Source organism: Dyadobacter sp. NIV53 (assembly GCF_019711195.1).
GTDB lineage: Bacteria > Bacteroidota > Bacteroidia > Cytophagales > Spirosomataceae > Dyadobacter.
On the sequence record NZ_CP081299.1, the window covers coordinates 170,554 to 188,698 of the forward strand.

Consider the following 18,145-nt stretch of genomic DNA (forward strand, 5'->3'; position numbering starts at 1 on the left):
ACTATCCTGCAATAGTAAATCCTTTGAATTTTAGTAATATTGACATAAGAAATTGATGAATCTAAACACTTAAACGTACTTATGGCAGATTCTGAACAGGGTATTGGCAAAAAAATAATAAGCTTTTTTATCAAAGAAAGTACTGAGCCGGTAACATTAGCCCAAACGAATGAAAAACCTATAGAGCAGCCAAAACAGGCGCCTACCACGACAGTACCTAATGTAGCCGGAACAGCAAATGTTGACCGGAAATTTGTGGATCATTTTGTGGATTTGCTCGAAAAAGCAAATTTACCCGGACCCGATTATTTTGAATACAAACAGGCATTAAAAAGTATGGAAGGCCTGAGTTTGGGTGAAGACAAGCAGTTTCAAGCCGCCTGGGCGAGTTTTAAGGCCATGGGAGGTGCGAAAGAAACCACTGTTCTAAAATCTTCCGCCGATCAGTATCTGGCTATTTTGGATAAAGACAGAAATTCTTTTCTTAAAGATGTGGAAAAAGCGATCGGTGACCGGGTTGGCTCATTACAGCAAGAGCATAAAAAACTGGAAGAAAACAATGCTGCTTTTCTGCAGGAAATGGCTAACCTACAAAAGAAAATTGATGATAATAAAAACCGGTTAGGTCAAATTTCAGGAGAAATTACTGAGCAAAGTGCCAAAATTAATGCGAATAAAGAAAATTTTGAAGTAACATATAAAAGCTTTGTTGATCAGATAAATTCTGATTTGAATAAAATTAATCAATATTTAAAATAACCTAAACTAGATACTATAACAATGGCAACACCAGATTTCAGTCAAATTGGCGGCTCACAGGAAGATGCATCCAAGCGGTCCTACTGGAGTAAACCTGAGGGCATTACTTCGCTGCTTTTTCTTGGTGGAATAGGCGCGGTAGGACTTTATTATTGGAATAAAATTGCAGCATTCCTGATTGATGTAACCCAGAATACGCTCTACCTTGGATTTTTGATGGCAGTTCTTGCTGTCTTCGTTTTTCTGTTTACCAGTAAAGATGTGCGTACAGCGGTATTTTTTCTATTCAAAACACTGATGAGAAATATAACCGGGCTAATTATCAAGCTTGACCCGATCGCAATAATGAAGATCTATATTGATGACCTGAAAGAAAAAAGAGAAAAAATGCAGGGACAAATCAATACACTTGCAGGCCAGTTGATAAAATTAAACAAGAATATCAACGAGAACAATGAGCAGATCAAGCAGAAATTTGCAGAAGCAAATAAAGCGGGAACCATGCTTGACAGGCCTGGAATGAAAGAAACGGCATCTTTGGCCACTATTGAAGGAGCAGGTTTACAGGAAATGAACGAAAAGCTTTTTCCCTTGCAGCGAAACATGAAAACTGTATTGGAATTTATGGAAAAAGTAAATAAAAGCGCTGATTACATCATTAAAGAGACAGAAATTAAGGTAAAACTGAAAGAAGCAGAATATAGGATTGTAAAAGAAAGCTCTAATGCATTACGTACCGCTGTTAGCATTTTTAAAGGAAATCCCGACAAAAAATTCTATTTTGATGAATCAATGGAATATATCCAGGATGATATGAGCCAAAAACTAGGTGAAATGAAACGTGCAATGGATTTATCTCTTGATTTTATCAATGGTGTGGATGTTCAGAATGGATTGCTTTCAGATAAAGGACAGGCAATGCTGGAAGCATATAATCATGGGGAATTCAAACTGATTCAACTTGATAAACCGCAAGCAGATCCGCGTTCGATTGATACACCAAAGGATTCCAGCTATAAAGGTTTATTAGATTAATATATTAAACTAATTAATAATTTATAAAATTAAATATCTAATCAATTTACAATTATATATCAATGAAAAGATTAACAGTAGCTGGACGATTATTCATTACCGCCTTGATTTTAGGAGCAATATTTTTAGGCTACAAATATTTCGGTGGCCAAAAGATGATGGATCAGATGGCAAAAGATCAGGCTCAGGTTCCTCAAACAGAAGCAACAACTACCGGTGAAGAGCCTGCTTCTACCGAAAAGAATACAAATGACACAGAAGCATCCGATACACGAGTGTCCTCATTCGCTTATACCCCGCCCGCTCCTGTCGATGGTAAATTAAAAGGTGTTGTCGAATTAGGAGCAAGTGGTTTTAACTCATTTATCATTAAGGTAGATAAACAGAAAAGATGGAGCCTGGAAAAATCTGAATTTGGCAACAGCCTTGTTACTGAAAACATGGCCACAGACGAAGATGTAAGAATCGGCCTCAAAAAATACATTGGCTCCATGCTTGATTTTGGGGTTGGAGCTAGGGATATTCACTTTGTGGTAAGCTCAGGAGCTGCGAAAGCAGAAGTAACCCAGAAAATTACAAAGGCTTTGAAATCACTGAATTACGTAGTAAATCAGGTTACGGCTGAACAGGAAGGTCAATTGGCACTTAAATCTGTATTGCCTGCTGAATACGCCAGCAAGTCATTTGTGGTAGATATCGGATCAGGTAATACAAAAATTTCCTGGATGGATGGAGGCAGTCAGGTAAAAGCATTGGAAAGTTACGGAGCCAAGTACTTTCAGGAAGGTATTGATGACTCAAAAGTGTATCAGGATGTCACTGCAAAATCTAAACAAATTCCGTCAGAGTTGAGAAAAACCTGTTTTATAATAGGCGGTGTTCCTTTTGAAATGGCGAAAGAAGTACGTAAAGGAAAAGAAAGATACACAACACTAAGTGCTCCGCTTGCATATAGTAAATTAAGCAATGCCAAATCGAAAGCTGGTGTTAACATTTATAAAGCAGTTACAGATGCAACCGGCTGCGATCAATTTGTATTCGACTGGGATGCAAACTTTACAATTGGATTTTTATTAGGACTTTAAGATTACGAGGAAGGAGGATGCGGGAAAATGAGAAAGGGGCATTTGTTTCGATTTCCATCATCCTTCCTTATCCTCCTCCCTCATTCCTCCTTCCTCCATAATTATGACACTACAACAACTATTTATTTCTATCTCTGAAAATCCCTGGCCATTGGCTGTGTATTTTATTTTGATGCCGGTAATTGCCTGGGCAGTCGGACAGGTTTCAAATGGTAGTCGTGATATTACATTCTGGAGTTATGTTTATGCTGTGCTGATTTATGCAATCTGTATTCCCGGAATTTTTGCCGTTACCCTCAATATTTATCTTTTCCTGTTTGAACGTCAGAGCATTTGGCAAGCAAATGTTATACTTCAATTTTTACCTGTCATTTCCATGGGTTTAACACTGATGTTAATCAAAAGCAAGATTCCCTTCTACTTAATACCCGGTTTTGGTAAAATTTCCGGTTTTCTCACCCTCATTACTGCACTCATTGGCACCATGTGGTTTTTTGACAGAATCCACTTAGTAGCATTTACTTACGTTCCGTTTTCAGTTATAATTATAGGATTTGTGCTCACTTTAATAGCCATCAGATTTGCATGGAGCAAACTGTTTTGAACCACACTACGTATATTCAAATCTCGGTAAGCGAAAATCAGAAGCTTTTTGCCCGTGAACTGGTCGAGCATTCACTGCGGCATCATCATGTTTCCAATATTTGGGATAAAAACGAAAATCAGCTTTCCCAAACCAGAATGCTGCGCTTTACCGGAAGTTTGGGCGAAACTGTTTTTGCAGATACGTATCACCTCCCCCGTCCGATCCGATCCTTTGGTGCAATCGACGGACAAGATTGGGGCCAGGATTTTATCATAACTTCGGAAGAGCAAAATTTTTCACTGGATATCAAATCCATGAAAAGGCGTTCCGGAAATCTGGCTGCTGATTATGTATTAAATATCCCGGCATCCCAATTGCACAAACCTAATTCAAAAACCACACATTATTTCTGCATTTCATTTCATCAGTCAGAAACCGATGGTACCATCGCTTCTATGCTTGGCTTCATTGATAAATATGCTTTGCAAAATGGAGAAGTCGGAAAATTTTACAAAGCAGGTTCTAAACGTATCCGAAGCGATCAGACTTCATTTATTTTTAATGAAGATACTTATGAAATTTTGCTGGGTGATATAGATCCGCCTGTTGTAACGGATTATATAAAAAATTTAAAAGGTTTTAGATATTGTCAATTGAGATAAATTATCTGTATTTTAAGAATTATAAGAGAACAGGATTTCGTTTATAGATGATTTAAATTAAAATATCTCGCTTGAAGAATATTTTTTATAAATTGTTTCAAAAATATTCTTCGCAACAAATAAGGGAATTGACTTACTGAAATGAATGGCCTCACAAACACGGGATTACGACAAAAAAAAACTACTTGGCCAAATATATACGCCATTACACATTGTTGAAAAAATACTGACCGATACTGGATTTTACTCTTCAGATTTTGACCATTCGACGATACTTGATCCTGCTTGCGGGGATGGCCGTTTCCTTATTCCTGCCGCTCAATTCATTATTAAGAATTCAACTCCTAACGAAGTCGAAAAGCGCCTGGAAAATATTTATGGATGGGATATTGACCCGGATGCAATTAATATGTGCAGGCAAAATCTGGATGACCTGGTTGTTCCACTTGGCTTAAAAATCAGCTGGAACTTGTTCATAATAAATGCGTTAGAACAAATTGACAGTACTCAAAAGTTTGATTTGATAATTGGCAATCCTCCTTACATCAGGATTCAGCATCTTCCTATATCACAACGCCAATACGTCCAAACAGTTTATTCGTTTTGTAATTCCGGCTCAACAGATGCTTATGTTGCTTTTTTCAGCTAGCTTCGGCGCTATTAAAAGAAAATGGAACCTGTGGGTTTATCACGCCTAACTCTTTCTTTATTTCAGAAACTGGAAAACAACTTCGCTCCTATTTTGTTCAGAGCCAAACCTTAAAACAAATTACTAATTATGGCTCCGTTCGCATATTTGGTACTACTGGAACATACGCTGCTATTACTGTTTTCAGAAAGACATTTTCAAAGGATTTTAAATATGAAATAAGTGACCCCGAATATAAATATGAAAGTCGTGATATCCCCTTTTCCGAACTTTCCAATGAAGATCCATGGCATTTGTCAGTTACCAAAACACAGGAAACTGACGGAATTCGTTTAGGAGAACTGTGTCAAATCTCTGTTGGAATTACCACACTATCAGATAGTTTATACCTTTTTTCAATCCTGGAAGAAGACGGCGATTTGGTGAAGGTTACCAGTAAAAATGGAACCAGCGTTTGGATTGAAAAAGCAATATTAAAACCCATAATAAAAGGATCCAAACTAAAACAATCCACAGATCCGATTACAGAATATATACTTTTTCCTTATGAAAAAAATGTTGAGGACAAGCATAAAATAATTAAGGAGGAAAGGCTTAAAACTGATTATCCTAACGCTTATGCCTATCTGAAAACGGTTAAAGGCGAACTGGATAAAAGGGATAATGGTAAAACTAATCCTGTTGCATGGTACGCATTTGGTCGTGCGCAAGGTTTGGATTCCTCTTTTGGAAAAAAGATTATTTTTTCACCGATGAATCGTTTTCCTAATTTTATCCTCCATGAAAATCCGGATTGTACGGTTTATTCAGGCTATTTTATTAAGTATGATGCTGATTATCAGACATTATTAACTCAATTAAATTCTCAAAGAATGGCCGATTTTATTTCTGTTGCAGGGCGTGATTTCCAGGGTGGTTATAAAGGTTATAACAAAAAAGTGGTGGAAAATTTTATTATTACATCCCTGGAATAAACATGGTTATTATAGAGCCCATCGAAAGACTGCAATACTTATACGGCGCAATTCCACCTTTACTACAACAAATTTCTGAAGAAGAATTTGCATTTAAACCTACTCCCACCATATGGAGTAAAAAGGAAATACTGGGTCATTTGATAGATAGTGCTACAAATAATCACCAGCGATTTGTCAGGATCCAATACGAAAACGAGCCTGTAATATTTTATGATCAGAATCAATGGAATATACTTAGCAACTACAATCAGCTGGACACCAATCATTTAATTAACTTCTGGGCAATTTACAATCAACACATTATTGATATTATTAAGGTTATTCCTTCTGAAAACCTACAAAGAAATGGGATGGGTAAAGACGGACAAAATTTTCCACTTCATTTTTATATCAATGATTATGTCAGTCATTTAGAACATCATTTAAGACAAATACTTGCCTACTAATTCTCTAAAACAGGTTTTTCTTAAGTTCGGGAAATTTTTTTAGTCATTTAATATAAATAAACGAACGTTCATTTATATTTGCATTATTATGAGAATCAGAGATATTAATAAAGAATTGGTTATCCGTGAAAAGGCCATTGAAATGATTGTGAATCAGGGCTTTGATGGACTAAGTATGCATAAGCTAGCTAAATCGGCCGGGGTATCCGTTGCTACAATTTACATCTATTTTAAAGACCGTGAAGATTTAATCCAGCAGCTTTACACAGAGGAAACAAAAAAGATGGCTGACGCAACGCTTATTAATTTCGATCCGGAATCGCATTTTGATGAAGGGCTGAAAATCCAGTGGATGAACCGGATTAATTATTGCGTGGCTAATCCTTACAGCATGACATTCATGGAGCAGGTAAAACATTCACCGCTGATTGACCGATCGGTCATAGACAGAAGTTTTTTAGATGCGATGTCAAAGTTTGTACTATACAGCTATCAAACGGAAAGAATTATTGCCACTACCTATTGAGATATATTGGTCGATCGCTTTTGCTCCGCTTTACCAGCTTGTTAAATTTCAGGTTTCCAAAACCAGCATGTTTGGCAGGCCTCCTTTTATTATTGATGAGGAGATAATAAACCTGAGTTTACAACTTGTGCTGAAAGCATTAAAGCCTTCCTGAAATTAGGCTAACGAACTAAATATCTGCTACTTAACAAACATCATCATATGAAAAATAACCAAATAAAACCAGAAGTGATATTGGTTTTCAAAACAAACCTAACTGGTGAGAATGATGTTAAGCAAATAGCTTCATTATTAAATTCAGCGGATGGAATAGTTAAATGGAATGTGGATTTGTCAGATGTTGACAATGTCCTGCGTATTGAAGCCTTTCAGGTCGAAGCAGTTAATATCATACAATTAATAGCAGCAGCTGGATACAGCTGTGAAGAATTACAGGATTAAACCAAAACTTAAACTCATGTCGGAAAAAGAATCAAAAGGTTTCACCCGTTACCAGACATTCATCATTGTATTATTGGCAACACTGCAATTCACTGTTGTATTGGACTTTATGGTATTGTCACCATTGGGAGCCATCTTATTAAAGGAACTCTCTATTTCAACTGTCCAGTTTGGACTGGTAGTTTCTGCTTACGCATTTAGTGCAGGAGCCTCCGGACTTTTAGCAGCAGGATTTGCTGACAAATTTGACCGAAAAAAACTGTTGTTATTTTTCTATACCGGTTTTGTAGTCGGCACTTTTCTGTGCGGGCTCGCTCCTACTTACAACTTTCTGCTTATGGCGAGAATTTTCACCGGAATTTTCGGAGGAGTGATTGGATCCATTAGCTTCGCCATCATTACCGATATTTTTGCACTCGAATTCCGTGGGAGAGTGATGGGTTTTGTTCAATCAGCATTTGCGCTAAGTCAGGTAATTGGTATACCATTAGGCCTCTACCTTGCCAATTTATACAACTGGCATGCACCGTTTTTACTGATCATAGGACTGGCTGTTATTATTGGAATAATTATATTCATATACTTAAAACCAATTAACGAACACTTAAAAATTCAGTCCGGACAAAACGCCTTTTTTCACCTTACAAATGTTATTTCCAAGCCACAATACCTTCGCGCGTTTGCTGCAACTACCCTGCTTGCTACCGGCGGATTTATGCTTATGCCATTTGGGAGTGCATTTGGCGTTCACAATTTAGGTATATCCATGTCTCAATTACCATTCTTATATATGGTTACAGGTATATGTATGTTAGGATTTGGCCCGCTGACCGGATTATTAAGTGATAAGATCGGCAAGTACAAAATGTTCATCATAGGTTCCGTTATTGCTTCAGTTATGACACTCATTTACTGTAATCTGAGTGTAACTCCGTTATGGATTATACTTGTTCTGAATGTACTTTTATTTGTCGGAATCAGTGCCCGTATGATCTCTGCATCTGCATTGATGACTGCCGTTCCGGAACCTCAGGACCGTGGTGCTTTTATGGGTGTAAACTCTTCAGTTCAGCAAATTGCAGGTGGAATTGCATCATTAATTGCCGGATTAATTGTAACCGAAACGAGTACAGGTTATATTGAAAATTATCCATTGCTTGGAAATGTTGTCGTTGGAGCGATCATTATTACCATATTTCTAATGTATGGTATTCATAAATATGTGGCAGCAAAACTTGCCAGTGTACCAACCTCAATTGTTTCAACAGAAGTTATTTAAGAAATAAAAAGTTAGTAGCTCATCAAAAAACCTCCTGTTTACGGAGGTTTTTTTTCTTCAGATCAAAAATTAATTATACAACTTTCTATACTTAAATACAGAAAATAGGATAACCGAAATCTAAATAGCTATTTACCAACACATTCCTATGTTAACTCAATTATAATTCATAAATATTTATAATACTTTTTAAATGTTTTATACATATAATATTATTATAAACTTTTAAATCTTTTTATTTAAATAGATTAGTTGTAAAATTATTTTACGTTTATTTACAAACTTATCATTGAATAAAATTTTAACTTTTTATACATATAATACTTTTAAATGAAAATAATAAGTATTGTCAACAACAAAGGTGGTGTAGGAAAAACAACTTCTGCTCAAAGCATAGCTGCCGGTCTTAATAAATTTGCCAATGCGCGCGTACTTGTAATCGACCTCGACGCGCAGGCCAGTCTCACAAAAAGTTTTGGCATTGCGCATGCAGGGCTAAAAAAAGACAGTGGCTCATTTATAACAGGTGAATATGAATTTGACGAGATCGTTAAAAGAGTTGGTGAAATTGATATATTGCCGGGTTCAGCAGAAATGATTCACAGGGAAGATACTATCAAATCAGCTCCGATATTTCCTTTTAATTTAAGGATTGCACTTGAAAAAGTAAAAGACCGCTATGACTTCGTGATCATAGATTGCCCTCCGGCACTATATGGAAATACACGGCTTGCGCTGGTATCATGCCACCAATATTATGTCCCGCTTCAGGCTGAATTTCTTAGTTATGAAGGTTTGCGTAATTTCCTTGTCTATTCTGCCGAAATAAAAAAATCAGTCCATCAACCAATCTTGGCGGAGTATTCGCAACACGGTATAATCCTAAAATAAGAAAGAAGATCAGCCATGAATTGGTCAATGCAACAAGGGAACAACTTGGTGAAGTATTTATGGATTCGTACATTCGCGATAACATTGCGCTCTCAGAAGCGCAGGCTAGTGGAATGACAATTTTCGATTATGCTCCGAACAGTAACGGTGCCGAAGATTACTACAAGCTTACAAAAGAAATTCTTGAACGAATTAATAATTAAAAACTATGGCTAAGGAAAGGAAATTTGATTTTGCACCTCTTCCACTGGTAACCGATATACAGGAAGAACTGGAAACAAATAAGCCTAATGATGCAGCTGACGCCGCTCCCACGAAAGTAACTTTTGATTGTGATTACATTTTGATGGAAAACATGAAGGATTATGGATATTGGGAAGGACTTACGCAAAAGGATATTATTCTGGAATCTTTGAAATTATATTTTCAGGATAAAGAAATACGTCCCCGCCCGGATAAAATCCGTAACAGGACCAAAGTTGGACGTAAGCCTAAAAATGCCGTAACAGACTAGATAACCTGCCATCTGAAATTCCGGCCATGTTGTTAAATATATTGATCAATGAAATTGCTTTCCAAACAGAAAACATTTTCATTGATCTTTTTTTATTTCATTCAAAACAATTGTATACAGACAGCTTCCAGTTCCTCAATCACGATGGCAATATCCGCCTGGGTTGTACGATAATTTACAAATGCTGCCCGAATGCACAGCTTCCCATCAAGCAAGGTTGCAGTCATAAATACTTTTCCCCGGGAGTTAAGTACAGATAGAAATTCCGCCGTTTTCTCCCCTGATCTTTTTAATCCAAAACAAACTACATTTAGACGAACCGGTGCTTTTAGCTCTAATGCATCGCTTTTATCCAGATAACTGCCAAAATTCTGTGCATTGGATATACTGTTTTCAACAATCGATTGAAAACCTTCCCTGCCATACGCCATTAAACTGAACCACGCCGGCAATGCACGAAATCTGCGGGAATTCTCAGGCAGGAAATTCAGATAAGAAAAATCGGTTTCGGGGTCTCCCAGATAAGGTGCGTTTGAATTCTGAAATGTCTGGGTTTGTAATGTATGGTGTTCTTTTTTCGTCAGTATGATGGCACTGTCGTACGGTACATTCATCCATTTGTGACAGTCAATGGTGATACTGTCAGCGTGTTCCCAACCATTTAGTAAATATTTTTGAGACGGTGAACAAGCTGCAAATCCTCCGAAAGCGGCATCAATATGAAGCCAGAAATTGTATTTTTTCTTTAATTCAACAATTGCACGGATATCGTCAAAATCAACCGTGTTTACTGTTCCAGCGCTACAATTCAGAATAACCGGCTTACCGGAATACTGTATAAGTTTTGATTCCAGATCACTGATATCTAAGGCTTCCCTACCAGATAACGAATTTATTTTAACCACATTACTACTTCCAAATCCAAGCATAGAAAGTGCTTTAAAAACGGAAGAATGTGGTGTTGGACCAAGTACCACTATTTCGGAAGTCATTCCTTCCAATGCAATGTCCATTCCTAAACTAACTCCAGCCCATTGCCGGGCAACCGCTAATCCGGTAAAATTTGCCATTGTTGCGCCGCTCACAAAACCACCATTAAACTGAGCGGGCAAATTAAATAATTCAAGTAAGAGCCGTATCGTCTCCATTTCTATTTGAGCAGAAATATCACCTGCTCCTTTTAAACTTTGCGGATTTTGGTCAAAAATAGAAGTAAGCCAGTCTCCGGCAATGGCTGCTGGTGTAGTTCCTCCAATTACAAAACCTAAATACCTTGGACCGGAACTGGCAACAATGAGTTTCTGATAATTTTCTTTAAATATTTCAAGACTCTTCATTGTTCCATGACCTGTACCCAGTAACTGAATTTCTTCTATATCCTGGTCTGAAACGGAAGTGGGAAGCAGATCCAATCCATTCAAATAAGCAATACCTGAGCTTTTTACTTCATCTAAAATATCCGACAGCAAATTCAGGTCATTTTTTAATACCAAATTCATGTTTTAAATTTTGTTAGTTACTGATCAGGTTATTCTTCATTTTTTGTTGTTTCAAAATATCTCCTGTGATAATTAATTTGCCCGGTATGCCAGGTCAGGTGCATCAGTAAATGTGTCAGAACGGTGCTGATGCTTTGTTCGGGAAAAATGGTCAGTACCTCGTGCGGATATTCGTGTTGCAAAGTCTCATCTGTAATCGTTTCAATTGCGTTGCTTAATATTGTTTTTAACAATTCAATTTCCTGCAAAAGATTTTCCTGTGTAAACAAGCGTTCGCCAAATTCCGCATCACGGTTTCTTATGTAAGCAGTGTCACCTAATGTAAGACCAATATAAGTTCTCAAATTTCCAACAAGATGCTGGACCAGGTTTCCACCGGAATTGATCGTGCCAGGTAAGACCAGCCACATTTGATCATCTGAATGATATAATTCAACTTCACTCCGAAGTTTTTCCAATTCTCTTACAAAGAGCCTTTTAAATTCAATACAATTCATGAGTGATTTTTAGCATATTTTGTCTGCAAAAGTATGACCTTTCCGGATTTATGAGAAGATTCTATTAGTGATATAATCCTTTGTGTGTTCCATGCAATCCTATTGCAAACCGCAACAACATTGCAACTAATTGATTTTCAGCACTTGTTACCCTGTTGCACTCTTTTATCAAGTACATTTGTTAAAGTATTATGGGAGTAACAGCAATTTAATACATCATCCAATTTAAAATTTTAGACAAATCCCGGTTTGCAACGGGCAAATTTTATGAATATTAATAATCCTGAAAATAAAGTAGTTGTTAAAGATCATTGCTGCGACCATGATGCTCCAATTATTGTAACAAAACATGTACATGAGCATCATGATCACGAGGAACATAACCATGGAGACGATGATCATGACCATGATCATGGAGGAGATGATAATGTTAATCTTTTAAGCAGTCGCTGGCCATTATGGATCAGTTTATTGATTCTCAGCGTCTTCCTGGTTCTTAATTTTGGATTTGGAATAAAGATCAACCGTTATGTAGAAATTGGATTTATGTTATCAGCCTATATTCTGGCCGGGCATAAAACCATTGATATGGCGTTCAGAAAGATTAAACGAGGAGATTTGTTTAATGAATTTACACTGATGACAATTGCAACGCTGGGTGCATTTTACATTGGTGAGTTTAGCGAAGGTGTAGCGGTAATGATCTTTTACGAAATCGGAGAATTGTTTCAGGATCTTGCTGTAACACGCTCAAAGCGTTCAATTAAAGCACTTCTGGACATCCGGCCTGATAGCGTTACTGTTATCAGGGATCTTAAAAACACGACAGTTTTACCAGAAAATGTAAAGGTAGGAGAAACAATTCTGGTAAAAGCTGGTGAAAAAGTAGCGTTGGATGGTACACTGGTTTCCCTATCCGGAACTTTTAATACAGCCGCATTAACAGGAGAATCTAAACCTGATGTAAAAAGGCAGAATGAACCCGTTCTGGCAGGAATGATTAACACCGATAAATCAGTTGAAATTACAGTTACGGCATTATTTAAGGATTCAAAATTGTCGCGTATCCTGGAAATGGTTCAGGAAGCAACAGCCAGAAAAGCACCTACACAATTATTAATCAGCAGATTAGCGAAAATTTATACACCTATTGTGTTTGGCCTCGCTGTTGCAATCATTCTTTTACCCTTGTTTATTGTGCCCAATTATGATTTTCAGCAATGGCTCTATCGTGGCATGGTTTTCCTGGTTATTGCCTGCCCATGCGCGTTAACTATCTCTATTCCATTGGGGTATTTTGGTGGAATTGGTCTTGCTTCCAGAAATGGGATTTTAGTTAAAGGCTCTAACTTTCTGGATATTGTAACGAAAATAGATACTGTTGTCACAGACAAAACGGGTACGTTGACTAAGGGGGTTTTTAATGTTCAAAAAGTAGAAACGAATATTGACAAGACCGATTTTTTGACCAAAACCGCATCACTTGAAAGTTATTCAACACACCCGGTTGCCAGGGCAATTGTACATTATGCTGAAAAGGTAATTCTGAATAAACCTCAGGACGTGGAAGAAATTTCCGGACACGGCTTGAAAGGTACTGTGAACCAGGAAACGGTGTTGGCCGGAAATCTCAAATTACTTCAAAAATTTGAGGTAAAATACCCTGCGGAATTAGATGCAATTGTTGAAACAATTGTCGTGGTAGCTATCAATGGAAATTATTCAGGCTACATCACGATTTCAGACGAGGTAAAGGAAGATTCGGCACAGGCAATTGCAGAGCTTAAAAAGATGGGAATTGAAACCATTATGCTGTCTGGCGATAAGTCAGCAGTAACTTCCGAAATAGCACAGCAATTACATATTGATCAATCCTATGGCGATTTGCTGCCTGAAGGAAAGGTTAAAATTGTACAGGATTTAAAAGATAAAGGCCGGAAAATTATATTTGTCGGAGACGGAGTGAATGATGCGCCCGTTATCGCATTAGCTGATGTCGGAATTGCAATGGGTGGCCTCGGTTCCGACGCTACCATTGAAACTGCTGATATCGTGATCCAGAATGACCAACCCTCAAAAATCGTTTCTGCAATAAAAGCTGGCAGGATTACAAAGAGTATAGTCTACCAGAATATTTCCATCGCAATGGGTATTAAAGTTTTGGTGATGGTTCTTGGAGCTGGCGGAATTGCTACGTTGTGGGAAGCAGTATTTGCAGACGTAGGTGTGGCATTGCTGGCTATTTTAAATGCTTTCCGGATTCAGGGAAAGAAGATATAAATATAATTCCCGGAAGGTTTAGCGGGCATTCGAGTAATTCATGGCTGGGTTTCTGATTTAGCCATGAACTTTTGCACATATTCCTTTTCTAATTGTGAGTCTGTCTGGTGCAGTGTTGCTTGTAAGTAGGATTTTGCTTTGGTGTAATTTCCCTCCGAGAAGTTGAGTTTCCCCAATGCTGCATTGAGCAGATAATATTGATTCAAAAACGGTTTTTGCTGTAAACTGTACAAAATATCAAATGCCTTTTCTTTCTGACCGGAATAGTATAAAGCAATTGCATAATTCATTTCCACGAACGGATTTAAGTTATTTTGCAAAAGCTGGTAATACAATTTGCTGATAGAAACCCAGTCCGTGGATTTAAAATCTTTTGCCATGCAATGCAGATAAGCAATTGAAGCTTCGTAATGATAGGACGAAATCGCCCCTCCTTGCGACTGTGATAAAAATTTGGATGCGTAGATAATTAATTCCTTATTCCACAACGACCTGTCCTGTTCTTCCAGATCAAGCAGTTCGCCCGAATTCCCGAATCTGGCTTTAAATCTGGCAGCATTGAACAGCATCATTGCATGTAACGCAGCCGTTTCTTTATTACCGACTCCGCTTTCCAAAAGTGCCTTGTTCATCAGTAATGCATCTTCACAGAGCTCTTCCCTGATAATCTCCTTTCCCCAGGAAGACTTATATCCTTCGTTAAAAATGAGGTAAATAATTTTATGAACAATAGGTAGCCTGTATTTTAAAAAATATAAATCAGGTTCGGTAAAAAGAATATTTTCATCCCTTATCTTTTGCCGTGCACGTAAAAGCAGTTTGTCAACACCGTCAATAGTCATACCTAAAATTTTGGCAATTGCTTCTACTTTGAGATTGATCACATATTTTAAGGTAATGACAACCTGTACTTTTGGAGAAAAATCCTGCTGTGCACAGGCAAATAATAATTTAAGTTGCTGGTCATCAATTGGAGATTCAGATACTTCTTTTTCAACAGCATCAAAATCTTCGTTTTCAAAAAAACCCCTGACTTTTTCTCCCTGTTTGATTTTATTTAAAGCCTTATTCCGGCAAACCCTGAAAATCCAGCCTGCCGGATTTGCCGGTATTCCTTCCTCCGGCCAATGGGTCAGCGCCGACGCAAATGCATCCTGTACCAGGTCTTCGGCGGTTTCTACATCAATACTTTGAGAAAAATACAACAACGACGAAACCATTTTACCGTAATGGCTTTTATACAAGCGGTCTACCTGCTGTTGTACGAGTTCAGTAACTTCACACATTTTTTTCCATTTCAATGATTGGACGAACTTCAATTACAATTCTGCCATCTATAACTTCCGGGCAGGTCTTTGCAATGGACGCAGCCTGATCAATATTTTCGGCCCGGATAAACACATATCCACTGATAGCTTCTTTAGCCTCAATAAAAGGGCCATCAGAAATAATGTGTTCGTTGCCTACATATTTTCCCTCAGGTTTCAGTGGTTCACCGCTTATGTAGTTGCCTGTTTCGGCCAGGTTTTCTACCCACCTCGTCATGGTTTCTATATTTTTATTAAATTCTTCTTCGCTTAACCCACTTTCTTTTTTTACATCTTCCCTAATCAACAACAAAAATTTTTCCATGAGTTATGTTTAAATTTTATCAGAAATTTTCTTCATCCAATTCTAAAATTGGCCTGACTTCCACAACACTATTGCCATTGACAACCTGAGGACAAGTCTGGGCAATAGCTGCTGCCTGTTCCAGATTTTCAGCATTGATAATAAAATATCCGCTGATTGCTTCTTTGGCTTCAATAAACGGCCCGTCGGAAAGAACATTTTCTTTACTCACGTATCTTCCAATTGTTCGCAGAGGTTCGGCAGCCACATAATTCCCGGTTTCAGCGAGTTCCTCCACCCATTGTCCCATACGATGAATGCATGCCTGAAATTCCTCATCCGGCAGCACTTTAAGTTTCTCCATATCCTCCCTGATCAGCAATAAAAATTTCTCCATGTATAGAAAAGTTACGAAAATTGAATAATTGTTAAGCAAAATATCAGAACCGGTATTCCATTGACCTGATTGGCCTGACTTCTATCACAACATCTTCTGTGATCACCTGCGGGCATTTTTGAGCAAGAGAAACCGCATGATCAATACTTTCAGCATAAACGATAAAATAGCCGCTTATGGCCTCCTTGGCCTCAATAAAAGGGCCATCGGAAATTACGCTGTTTTTAGTTACATATTTTCCGGTTGTCAGTAATGGCTCAGCTGAAATAAAATTACCGCTTTGGGTTAGCTCATCGACCCATTCGAGCATGGCATCTAGCCGTACCTGGTACTCTTCCTTAGACATCTGGCTCACTCCAATAAGATCCTGTCTGATGAGCAGCATAAATTTTTGCATATTTAGTTTAATATTGAACAGAACGTTAGAAAATGATTCCCGATGATACTAAAATAACAGTTAAATAATAATCACTTAACTGATTCTCGTTGAAAATCTACTTCAAAAGATTCTAAATTCAATATATTTACCGATATATATGAAGTATTTGGAAGATATTACATAGACCATCAGAAGTGGTCAAATCCGGACACTGAAGGGAAATATTTATCAAACAATGGGTACTCCTATTAAGAGTATCAATAAAATCTATTATTTAAGAAGTAAAATCTGAAATTATGGGCAAAAGACTTGATAAAATCACACCGGATTTGCAGTTGTTTATAGAAAATCAAAAGATATTCTTTGTTGCAACTGCCATGTGTACCGGAACTGTAAATCTTTCTCCAAAAGGTATGGATTCATTCAGGATACTGGAATCCAATCGTGTTATGTGGCTTAATGTAACAGGAAGCGGCAACGAAACGGCTGCACATTTGCTTGAAAGTGATCGTATCACAGTAATGTTTTGTGCCTATGAAGGCAAACCAATGATTCTGCGTCTGTATGGCCACGGCAAAGTCTATCACCATCACGATGAAGAATGGAATACTTATATAGATTTATTTCCCAAGCTGCCGGGTGCCAGGCAAATTATTGATATTTCGATTGATATTGTACAAACTTCTTGCGGAATGGCAGTGCCGTTCATGGATTATAAAAGTGAACGTGATGAACTAAATAAATGGGCCTGTAAAAAAGGAGATGAAGGGATTCAAAAGTATTGGGAAGAAAAAAACACGATAAGTTTTGACGGATTAGAGACAGGAATTTTTGATCATTAGGAATCTTAATTTTTCAAAGTATAGTATTCAGGTCAGTTTAATTCCTTTCATTTAAAAAAGCCTTACTAACAATAAAATTATGAAAAGATTTATCCTGTCAATTATTATTTTCTTAGGCGTACAAACGAATCCAGCATGGTCACAAACCACATCTAAATCATTATTTAATGGAAAAGATTTAAATGGATGGCATATTGACGTCCCGGATATGGATAAAGACCCAAAATTAAAAACACCTTTTATTGTACGAAATGGTTTGCTGGTCAGTTTAGGAACCCCAGGCGGACATTTGATCACGGATGCCCGGTATGAAAATTTCAAACTGACTTTTCAATATCGTTTTGCGGGAGAACCAGGAAACTGCGGAGCGTTGGTCTTTGTATCTACGTCACGTGCCTTGTACGATATGTTCCCAAAATCTATAGAAATACAGATGATGAACCAGAATGCTGGCGATTTCTGGTGTATACAAGAAGATATTACAGTACCGGATATGGAAAAAAGACGCGGGCCAAAAAAAAATGGGGTGTTAACGGAGACAAATTGCGCCGTATTCCTAACCTGACTGATGGCACCGAAAAGCCTCTTGGAGAATGGAACACCATGCACATTGAATGTCTCAAAAATTCAATAAAAGTCTGGTTAAATGGTGTTATGGTGAATTATGGATATAATGCTACTGCACAAAAGGGACAAATTGCGTTACAAGCTGAAGGCTCAGAAGTAGAATTCAAGAACATCGAAGTGGCAAGAATCAGTAAATTGACAAAATAGAGAACTAGGTTAAAAA

22 protein-coding genes and 2 pseudogenes are annotated in these 18,145 nt (G+C 37.6%); 18 read left to right on the forward strand and 6 right to left on the reverse strand.

Annotation, left to right across the window (positions count from 1 at the left end):
- Positions 1-81: 81 nt before the first annotated feature.
- From KZC02_RS00765 to KZC02_RS00825, 15 genes and pseudogenes are all read left to right on the forward strand, one after another.
- Positions 82-759, forward strand: a complete 678-nt coding sequence (locus tag KZC02_RS00765; RefSeq protein ID WP_221392346.1) for a hypothetical protein — start codon at positions 82-84, stop codon at positions 757-759.
- Positions 760-780: 21 nt separating this feature from the next.
- On the forward strand, positions 781-1,794 hold the full coding sequence (locus tag KZC02_RS00770) for a hypothetical protein (RefSeq protein ID WP_221392347.1): 1,014 nt from the start codon (positions 781-783) through the stop codon (positions 1,792-1,794).
- A 62-nt stretch (positions 1,795-1,856) separates the two neighbouring features.
- Positions 1,857-2,879 carry a hypothetical protein gene (locus KZC02_RS00775; protein WP_221392348.1) on the forward strand — a complete coding sequence of 341 codons (1,023 nt, stop codon included), beginning with the start codon at positions 1,857-1,859 and terminating at the stop codon, positions 2,877-2,879.
- Positions 2,880-2,982: 103 nt separating this feature from the next.
- Positions 2,983-3,483, forward strand: a complete 501-nt coding sequence (locus tag KZC02_RS00780; RefSeq protein ID WP_221392349.1) for a hypothetical protein — start codon at positions 2,983-2,985, stop codon at positions 3,481-3,483.
- A complete protein-coding gene (locus KZC02_RS00785; protein ID WP_221392350.1) occupies positions 3,465-4,127 on the forward strand; it encodes a hypothetical protein in 663 nt (220 codons plus the stop codon). Before KZC02_RS00780 ends, KZC02_RS00785 begins: the two co-directional genes overlap by 19 nt.
- Positions 4,128-4,272: 145 nt before the next feature.
- A pseudogene (locus KZC02_RS31305) lies at positions 4,273-4,865 on the forward strand (class I SAM-dependent DNA methyltransferase); the annotation flags it as partial.
- Between the two features lie 204 nt (positions 4,866-5,069).
- Positions 5,070-5,750, forward strand: a complete 681-nt coding sequence (locus KZC02_RS31310; protein WP_229253933.1) for a hypothetical protein — start codon at positions 5,070-5,072, stop codon at positions 5,748-5,750.
- 2 nt (positions 5,751-5,752) lie between these two features.
- Positions 5,753-6,199, forward strand: coding sequence for a DinB family protein (locus tag KZC02_RS00795; protein WP_221392351.1), 447 nt, complete (start codon positions 5,753-5,755; stop codon positions 6,197-6,199).
- An 88-nt stretch (positions 6,200-6,287) separates the two neighbouring features.
- On the forward strand, positions 6,288-6,725 hold the full coding sequence (locus KZC02_RS00800) for a TetR/AcrR family transcriptional regulator (protein WP_221392352.1): 438 nt from the start codon (positions 6,288-6,290) through the stop codon (positions 6,723-6,725).
- Positions 6,709-6,879: a hypothetical protein gene (locus KZC02_RS00805; protein WP_221392353.1), complete on the forward strand. Its 171-nt coding sequence runs from the start codon at positions 6,709-6,711 to the stop codon at positions 6,877-6,879. Before KZC02_RS00800 ends, KZC02_RS00805 begins: the two co-directional genes overlap by 17 nt.
- Before the next feature lie 47 nt (positions 6,880-6,926).
- Positions 6,927-7,166, forward strand: a complete 240-nt coding sequence (locus tag KZC02_RS00810; protein WP_221392354.1) for a hypothetical protein — start codon at positions 6,927-6,929, stop codon at positions 7,164-7,166.
- A 16-nt stretch (positions 7,167-7,182) separates the two neighbouring features.
- Entirely contained in the window at positions 7,183-8,445 is a 1,263-nt protein-coding gene (locus KZC02_RS00815; RefSeq protein ID WP_221392355.1) for an MFS transporter, read from the forward strand.
- 330 nt (positions 8,446-8,775) lie between these two features.
- Positions 8,776-9,336: a ParA family protein gene (locus KZC02_RS00820; protein ID WP_229253934.1), complete on the forward strand. Its 561-nt coding sequence runs from the start codon at positions 8,776-8,778 to the stop codon at positions 9,334-9,336.
- Between the two features lie 59 nt (positions 9,337-9,395).
- Positions 9,396-9,539: a ParA family protein gene (locus tag KZC02_RS31315; protein WP_229253935.1), complete on the forward strand. Its 144-nt coding sequence runs from the start codon at positions 9,396-9,398 to the stop codon at positions 9,537-9,539.
- A gap of 5 nt (positions 9,540-9,544) precedes the next feature.
- Positions 9,545-9,850, forward strand: a complete 306-nt coding sequence (locus tag KZC02_RS00825; protein WP_221392356.1) for a hypothetical protein — start codon at positions 9,545-9,547, stop codon at positions 9,848-9,850.
- 101 nt (positions 9,851-9,951) lie between these two features.
- Here KZC02_RS00825 and KZC02_RS00830 read toward each other — a convergent pair whose 3' ends face one another.
- Positions 9,952-11,349: a pyridoxal-dependent decarboxylase gene (locus tag KZC02_RS00830; RefSeq protein WP_221392357.1), complete on the reverse strand. Its 1,398-nt coding sequence runs from the start codon at positions 11,347-11,349 to the stop codon at positions 9,952-9,954.
- A gap of 29 nt (positions 11,350-11,378) precedes the next feature.
- Positions 11,379-11,846: a DUF1572 family protein gene (locus tag KZC02_RS00835; protein ID WP_221392358.1), complete on the reverse strand. Its 468-nt coding sequence runs from the start codon at positions 11,844-11,846 to the stop codon at positions 11,379-11,381.
- Between the two features lie 267 nt (positions 11,847-12,113).
- Here KZC02_RS00835 and KZC02_RS00840 point away from each other — a divergent pair, with 267 nt between their 5' ends.
- A complete protein-coding gene (locus KZC02_RS00840; RefSeq protein WP_221392359.1) occupies positions 12,114-14,126 on the forward strand; it encodes a heavy metal translocating P-type ATPase in 2,013 nt (670 codons plus the stop codon).
- Between the two features lie 38 nt (positions 14,127-14,164).
- Here the strand turns inward: KZC02_RS00840 and KZC02_RS00845 are convergent, their stop codons facing one another.
- Genes KZC02_RS00845 through KZC02_RS00860 form a run of 4 tightly spaced genes read right to left on the reverse strand, consistent with a single transcriptional unit; the run spans position 14,165 to position 16,531 of the window.
- Positions 14,165-15,412, reverse strand: coding sequence for an RNA polymerase sigma factor (locus tag KZC02_RS00845; protein ID WP_221392360.1), 1,248 nt, complete (start codon positions 15,410-15,412; stop codon positions 14,165-14,167).
- Positions 15,405-15,758 (reverse strand): YciI family protein, encoded by a 354-nt coding sequence (locus tag KZC02_RS00850; RefSeq protein ID WP_221392361.1) that lies wholly within the window; start codon positions 15,756-15,758, stop codon positions 15,405-15,407. Before KZC02_RS00850 ends, KZC02_RS00845 begins: the two co-directional genes overlap by 8 nt.
- 19 nt (positions 15,759-15,777) lie before the next feature.
- Complete coding sequence (locus KZC02_RS00855; RefSeq protein ID WP_221392362.1) at positions 15,778-16,134, reverse strand: YciI family protein; 357 nt, start codon at positions 16,132-16,134, stop codon at positions 15,778-15,780.
- 43 nt (positions 16,135-16,177) lie between these two features.
- On the reverse strand, positions 16,178-16,531 hold the full coding sequence (locus tag KZC02_RS00860; protein ID WP_221392363.1) for a YciI family protein: 354 nt from the start codon (positions 16,529-16,531) through the stop codon (positions 16,178-16,180).
- Between the two features lie 278 nt (positions 16,532-16,809).
- Here KZC02_RS00860 and KZC02_RS00865 point away from each other — a divergent pair, with 278 nt between their 5' ends.
- Both KZC02_RS00865 and KZC02_RS00870 read left to right on the forward strand, forming a co-directional pair.
- A complete protein-coding gene (locus KZC02_RS00865) occupies positions 16,810-17,355 on the forward strand; it encodes a pyridoxamine 5'-phosphate oxidase family protein (protein WP_221392364.1) in 546 nt (181 codons plus the stop codon).
- 79 nt (positions 17,356-17,434) lie between these two features.
- Positions 17,435-18,129 (forward strand): annotated as a pseudogene (locus tag KZC02_RS00870) (DUF1080 domain-containing protein).
- Positions 18,130-18,145 lie beyond the last annotated feature (16 nt).